Genomic DNA, 6,808 nt, shown 5'->3' on the forward strand with positions numbered 1-6,808 from the left:
AAGCCCCAACCCGCAGCAAGGCGCGACCCCACGCTCCTCAGAGCGAGCGACGAGGCCGGCGGACAGGCCGGCAGGACGGCGACGGGTCTGAAGATCAGCGAAGGGCGTCGATCACCGCGTTGAAGGTCGCCGACGGTCGCATGACCTGGTCGACGAGCTCGCCGTTCGGGCGGTAGTACCCGCCGATCTCGACCGGCGACCCTTGCGCACCGTTCAGCTCCGCGACGATCGTGTCCTCCTGGGCCGTCAGCTGCTCAGCGACGGGGGCGAAGATCGCCGCGAGGTCGGCATCCTGCGTCTGCTTCGCAAGCTCCTGCACCCAGTACAGCGCGAGGTAGAAGTGGCTCCCGCGGTTGTCGATCGTGCCGAGGGCGCGCCCGGGCGACTTGTCGTTCTCGAGGAACGTGCCGGTCGCCGCATCCAGGGTGTCGGCGAGGATCTTCGCCCGGGCGTTGCCGGTGGTCTCGGCGAGGTGCTCGAGGGATGCCGCGAGCGCGAAGAACTCGCCGAGCGAGTCCCAGCGCAGGTAGTTCTCCTCCAACAGCTGCTGCACGTGCTTGGGCGCCGAGCCGCCCGCGCCGGTCTCGAACAGCCCGCCGCCTGCCAGCAGCGGCACGATCGAGAGCATCTTGGCGCTCGTGCCGACCTCGAGGATCGGGAACAGGTCGGTGAGGTAGTCACGCAGCACATTGCCGGTGACCGAGATGGTGTCCAGGCCGTGGCGCATGCGGGCGAGGGTGTAGCGGGTGGCCTCCTCGGGCGAGAGGATGCTGATCTGCACGCCCTTCGTGTCCAGCAGCGCGAGCCCCTGGTGCACCTTGGCGATCAGCTGCGCGTCGTGCGAACGGTTCACGTCGAGCCAGAAGACGGCGGGGGAACCGGTGGCGCGCGCACGGGTGACGGCGAGCTTGACCCAGTCCATGACCGCGATGTGCTTGGTCTGCGTCGCGCGCCAGATGTCGCCAGCGCCGACCTCGTGCTCGAGCAGCACCTCGCCCGACGAGTCCAGCACCTGAACGACACCGGGGGCGGCGATCTCGAACGTCTTGTCGTGGCTGCCGTACTCCTCGGCCGCCTGTGCCATGAGCCCGACGTTGGGAACCGTCCCGATCGTCGTCGGGTCCAGCGGACCGTTCGCGATGACATCGTCGATGACGGCCTGGTACACACCGGCGTACGACGAGTCGGGGATGACGGCGAGCGTGTCGTCCTCGCCGCCGTCGACGCCCCACAGCTTGCCGCCGTTGCGGATCAGGGCGGGCATGGAGGCGTCGACGATGACGTCCGAGGGAACGTGCAGGTTCGTGATCCCCTTGTCGGAGTTCACGTACGACAGGCGCGGTCCCCGCTCGAGATCCGCGGTGATCGCCGCGGCGATCTCGTCGCCGCCTTCGACCGACGGCAGCCCCGCGAGGATCGACCCGAGGCCGTTGTTGGGCGTCAGCCCGGCGGCTTCGAGACGGTCGCCGTAGCGCTCGAACACATCGCCGAAGTACGTCTTGACGACGTGCCCGAAGATGATCGGGTCGCTGACCTTCATCATCGTCGCCTTGAGGTGCACCGAGTACAACACGTCATCGGCGGAGGCCTCGGCAAGCGTCTCGGCAAGGAACGCGTCAAGAGCGGATGCCGACAGGAAGGTCGCGTCGATGATCTCGCGCGGCAGGACCTTCAGCCCCTCCTTGAGCACCGTGACGGTGCCATCGGTCCCGACGTGCCGGATCGAGAGGACGTCGTCGTGGGCGGCGACCCAGGACTTCTCGTTGCTCTTGAAGTCGTCATGACCCATCGTGGCGACCCGCGTCTTCGATCCTGCGGGGAACGGCTTGTTGCGGTGCGGGTGCTTGCGGGCGTAGTTCTTCACCGACAGCGGCGCGCGGCGGTCGCTGTTGCCCTCCCGCAGGACGGGGTTCACCGCCGAGCCCTTGATGCGGTCGTAGCGGGCGCGCACGTCCTTCTGCTCGATCGTCTGCGGCTCGTCCGGGTAATCGGGGATGTCATAGCCCTGCGCCTGCAGCTCGGCGATCGCGGCCTTCAGCTGCGGGATGGATGCCGAGATGTTCGGCAGCTTGATGATGTTGGCTTCGGGGAGCGTGGCGAGCCCACCGAGTTCGGCAAGGGCGTCACCGACGGCCTGCTCGGGCGTGAGCTGCTGGGGGAAAGCAGCGAGGATGCGCCCCGCGAGGGAGATGTCGCGCGTCTCGACATCCACGCCGGCCTGATGCGTGATCGCCTGCACGATGGGAAGGAAGGAAGCTGTGGCCAGGGCCGGGGCTTCGTCGGTGTACGTGTAGATGATCGTGGATTCGCTCACTCGCCTGATCTTTCCGCTCGGGGGCCGCGCACGAGCCTACCGCACCGGCCCAACTATCTCGATGTCAAGATAGTTTTCGACGCTCGCGGTGGGCGCGGGATGCCGAACCGCGGCATCCCGGCTAGCCTGTGTCTCATGGCCGAACTGCGACTTGCTGAACTGTCCGCCGCCACGGTGGAAGCTGTCAACAATATGTCGCTCAAGCCCGGACAGGCGGAGTTCTTGGCGCCGGAGAGCTACGAAGTGGCAGCCGGCGACGTGGATCCGCAGACCATGTGGCAGCGTGTCGTGCTCGATGGAGACGACGTCGTCGGCTTCATCAGCGCGAATTTCGACGGCGACAGCACGCCCGAGTACTTCCGTTCCGTCCTGTGGCGCATCAACGTGGATGCCGACGACCAGGGCCGCGGCATCGGCCGCTTCGCGGTCGAGGGCCTCCTCGCCGAGGCCCGGGAACGCGGCGTGGACCAGGTCAACGTCATCTATGCGGCAGGCGAAGAAGGCCCGCAGGCATTCTTCGAGCGCGTGGGCTTCACACCGGTCGGCGAAACCGAGTACGGTGAGGTTGTCGCCGAGATACGTCTCTGATCCGGCGAGTCCCACCCGCAGTTTCTAGCCCCCACCCGAGGGGCTTGTCGGCTGGCGGCGGGGCCTCGGATTCCCCTCCCCCACCGAGGCCCCGTCGCCTTTTTCGACGTCGTCAGACGAGCGACTCCCGCCACGCCGCATGCAGCTGCGCGAACTTACCCGTGCCGGCGATGAGCGCCTCAGGACTGTCGTCCTCGATGATCCGGCCGTGTTCCATCACGAGCACCCGGTCGGCGATCGCGACGGTCGACAGGCGATGGGCGATGATGATCGCCGTGCGGTCGGCCAACAGCGTCTGGAGGGCATCCTGGATCAGTCGCTCTGACGGGATGTCCAAAGACGCGGTGGCCTCGTCGAGGATGAGCACCGCCGGGTCCGCGAGGAACGCCCGCGCGAACGAGATCAGCTGCCGCTGCCCCGCCGAGACTCGCCCGCCGCGCTTGTTGACGTCGGTGTCGTACCCGTCGGGCAGAGCGCGGATGAAGGCATCCGCCCCGACCGCCGCCGCCGCCGCCTGAATCTCGTCGAGCGTCGCATCCGGCTTGCCGAGCGCGATGTTGTCGGCGACCGTGCCGCTGAACAGGTACGCCTCCTGCGTGACCATGACGATCGCGCGGCGCAGGTCCTTCGGATGCAGCCGCCGCAGGTCCACCCCGTCGAGGGTCACGGCACCGCGCGTGGGGTCGTAGAAGCGCGAGACGAGCTTCGCGAGCGTCGACTTGCCTGCACCCGTCGTGCCCACGAGGGCGATCGTCTGCCCCGCCGGGATCTCGAGCGAGAAGTGCGGCAGGATGACGCGGTCATCCGAGTATCCGAAGGTGACGTCCTCGAACGCGACGTGCCCGCGGGCGGTCCACAGGTCGACGGGGTCGACGGGGTCGGGAACGGTCGGCTCCTCCTCGAGAACGCCCGAGACCTTCTCGAGCGCGGCGGTGGCTGCCTGGTACGAGTTCAGGAACATCGCCACCTCCTGCAGCGGTGCGAAGAAGTTCCGCACGTACAGGACGCTCGCCAGCAGGATGCCGATCTCGATGGATCCGTCGATGACCCGCAACCCGCCCCAGAGCACGACCAGCGCGATGCTCGCCGAGGCGACAGCCATGAGCCCGGGCTCGAACGTGCCGAACAGCCGGATCGAGCGCATGTTGACGTCGCGGTAGTCCTCGGCGAGCTCGCCGAACTCGTCGTCGTTACGGGGCTCCTTGCGGAAGGCCTTCACGGCGCGGATGCCGGTCATCGTCTCGACGAACTTGACGATGACCTTCGCGCTGATGACGCGGGACTCGCGGTAGACGACCTGCGAGCGGCGGTAGAACCAGCGCATGAGCAGGAACAGCGGCACGCCCATGACGGCGAGGATGACACCGGACTGCCAGTCCAGCAGCAGCAGCGCGATGAGCGTGAACCCGCCGTAGAGCAGACCCGACACGAGCTGGTTGAGTCCCCCGTCGAGCAGCTCCCGGATCGACTCGAGGTCGCTCGTCTGGCGCGAGATGATGCGCCCCGACGTATACGACTCGTGGAACTCGAGGCTCAACTTCTGGGTGTGCAGGAAGATCCGCTTGCGCAGATCGATCATGACGGCCTGCGTGAGCCGGGCGGCGATCACCGCGTACCAGCCGACCAGGCCCGCGCCGCCGAACCCGGCGATGAGGTAGACCGCGACGACGCCGATGGTCGGCATCCAGTCCGCCTCGTCGAGCACCGCCGGCAGCGCCGTGTCGATGCCGTACGCGATCAGCGCCGGGCCGACCACCTGGAGCGCCGTCGAGACGACGAGCACGACCCCGGCGAGCACGACCTGCCACCGCAGCGGCGAGATCAGCGAGCCGAGCAGACGCAACGAGCGGCGACGGATGACGCGACTCTCGGCTTTGGTGTAGTCCGACCGGTCCTCACCGGACGTTCCCAGGACGGTGGCGCTCACAGGGTCACCTCCCTCTCCCGCATCCGGGCTTGCTCGACCTCGAGGCTCGAGATCACGTATCGGTAGTGCTCGCTCTCGCGCAGGAGCTCGGAGTGCGTGCCGACCGCCGTGACCCTGCCGTCTTCGAGCAGAGCCACCCGATCGGCGAGCATCACCGTGGAGGGGCGGTGCGCGATGACCAGCGCCGTCGTCTCGGCGAGCACTCGCCGCAGGGCATCCTCGACAAGGGCCTCGGTGTCGACGTCCAGAGCAGACAGCGGATCATCGAGCACGAGCACCGCCGGCCGCGCAGCGACAGCGCGGGCCAGGGCGAGCCGCTGTCGCTGACCGCCCGAAAGGCTGAGTCCCTCTTCGCCGATGACGGTGTCGACCCCGTCGGGCAGATCGTCGACGAAGTGCGCCTGCGCCACCTCGAGCGCTTCCCGCATGACCCGCTCGGCCTCGGGGCTCCCCGGCTCGAGGTCCTCGCGGCCGAGCAGCACGTTCTCGCGCACCGTCTGCGAGAACAGCGTCGCGTCCTCGAACGCCATGCCGATGTGGGTGCGCAGCTCGGCGAGGGTCAGATCGCGCACGTCGACGCCGTCCAGAGTCACCCGGCCCCCGGTCACGTCGTACAGGCGCGTGGGGAGGGTCGTGAGGGTCGTCTTGCCCGAGCCGGTGAGACCGACCAGCGCCATCGTCTCCCCCGGCCGCAGCACCAGATCGACGCCATCGAGCAGGTCGCGCTGCCCCTCGGGGGCATCCTGGTACCGGAAGTGCACTCCCTCGAACGCGAGTTCGCCACGGGGCTCGCGAAGCGTCTTCGGCGTGGCCGGATCGGTGATCGTGTCGACCTCGTCGAACACCTCGAAGATGCGGTCGGTCGCCGTGCGGGCATCCAGCAGGAACGAGAAGAGGAACCCGATCGACTCCATCGGCCAGCGCAGCACCGTGGCCATCGCGAAGAACGCGATGAGTTCGCCCTCGTTCAACTGCCCCATCTGAATGAGGGCGATGCCGACGCCGAGGGCGAGGGCGAACGCGATGTCGGGCAGCAGGACGAGCCAGAACCAGATGAGGCCGACCGCGCGTGCCTTGTGGATCTCGGTCTGGCGCAGCGTCTCTGCCTGACGGGAGAACTTCTGCAGGGCGTGGCTGCCGCGACCGAAGGCCTTCAGCACCCGGATGCCGTGCACACTCTCCTCGACCGAGGTCGCGAGGTCGCCGGCCTGGTCCTGGCTCTGCCGCGCGAGGGTGCCGTACCGCTTCTCGAAGCGGTAGCCGGCGTACCACAGCGGCGCCGAGGTCACCAGGAAGACGACCCCGAGCAGCCAGTGCCAGCGAAACAGCAGCACCGCGCCGACGATGATCGTGAGCACGTTGACCACGAGCAGGACCAGTCCGAACGCGAGCCAGCGGCGGATGATGCCGATGTCCTGCATCATGCGGGACAGCAGCTGCCCGGACTGCCACCGATCGTGGAAGGCGACCGGCAGGCGCTGGAGGCGCCGGTAGAACGTCGTGCGCAGCGCGTACTCGACCCGCGTCGAGGGCGCGAGCACGAACCATCGGCGCGCCCACACCATCGCGGCTTCGGCGAGCCCGAGGACGAGCACGGCGACAGCGCCCCAGACGATCTGGCCGGGATCTCCCGAGGCGATGGGGCCGCCGACGATGGCCTCCAGCACGAGCGGGAACATCAGGGCGAGCACCGAGGCGAGCATCGCGCTGACGCCGCCGAGGATGAGGCGCGGCAGCACCGGGCGCGCGAACGGCAGGAGGCGGGCGAGCGCGCGCACGGTGGACTGCTCGGACGGGGAGCGTTCAGGGATGGCGGTCATGATCCTTGTGGGAGGGCGAAGCGAACCCGCGGGTGTGCGGGCGAGGATGGCTGCTCCGGGTCAGCGGGAGCGAAGATGCGAGGCGTGGGCGTCGCAGCGGACAACGTCGCTCGGGGCCGCGGTATGCCGGGGCCGAGTCGTCGGCGTGACTGCGCGACG

General features: G+C 68.4%; 4 protein-coding genes. 1 reads left to right on the top strand and 3 read right to left on the bottom strand.

Translation table 11 applies throughout. The features are described from left to right. Window positions 1-94: 94 nt before the first annotated feature. Complete coding sequence (locus AC3ENO_RS12225) at window positions 95-2,314, bottom strand: NADP-dependent isocitrate dehydrogenase (RefSeq protein WP_434970894.1); 2,220 nt, start codon at window positions 2,312-2,314, stop codon at window positions 95-97. A gap of 135 nt (window positions 2,315-2,449) precedes the next feature. On the opposite strand from AC3ENO_RS12225, the gene AC3ENO_RS12230 reads away from it, so the two are divergent. After that, the gene (locus AC3ENO_RS12230) at window positions 2,450-2,902 is read left to right on the top strand and encodes a GNAT family N-acetyltransferase (RefSeq protein ID WP_434970895.1); all 453 of its coding nucleotides are present in this window, start codon (window positions 2,450-2,452) and stop codon (window positions 2,900-2,902) included. Between the two features lie 112 nt (window positions 2,903-3,014). Here AC3ENO_RS12230 and AC3ENO_RS12235 read toward each other — a convergent pair whose 3' ends face one another. Then, the gene (locus AC3ENO_RS12235) at window positions 3,015-4,829 is read right to left on the bottom strand and encodes an ABC transporter ATP-binding protein (protein ID WP_434970896.1); all 1,815 of its coding nucleotides are present in this window, start codon (window positions 4,827-4,829) and stop codon (window positions 3,015-3,017) included. Next, window positions 4,826-6,649: an ABC transporter ATP-binding protein gene (locus tag AC3ENO_RS12240; protein WP_434970897.1), complete on the bottom strand. Its 1,824-nt coding sequence runs from the start codon at window positions 6,647-6,649 to the stop codon at window positions 4,826-4,828. Before AC3ENO_RS12240 ends, AC3ENO_RS12235 begins: the two co-directional genes overlap by 4 nt. Between the last annotated feature and the right edge of the window lie 159 nt (window positions 6,650-6,808).

Source organism: Microbacterium sp. bgisy207, from assembly GCF_057706855.1.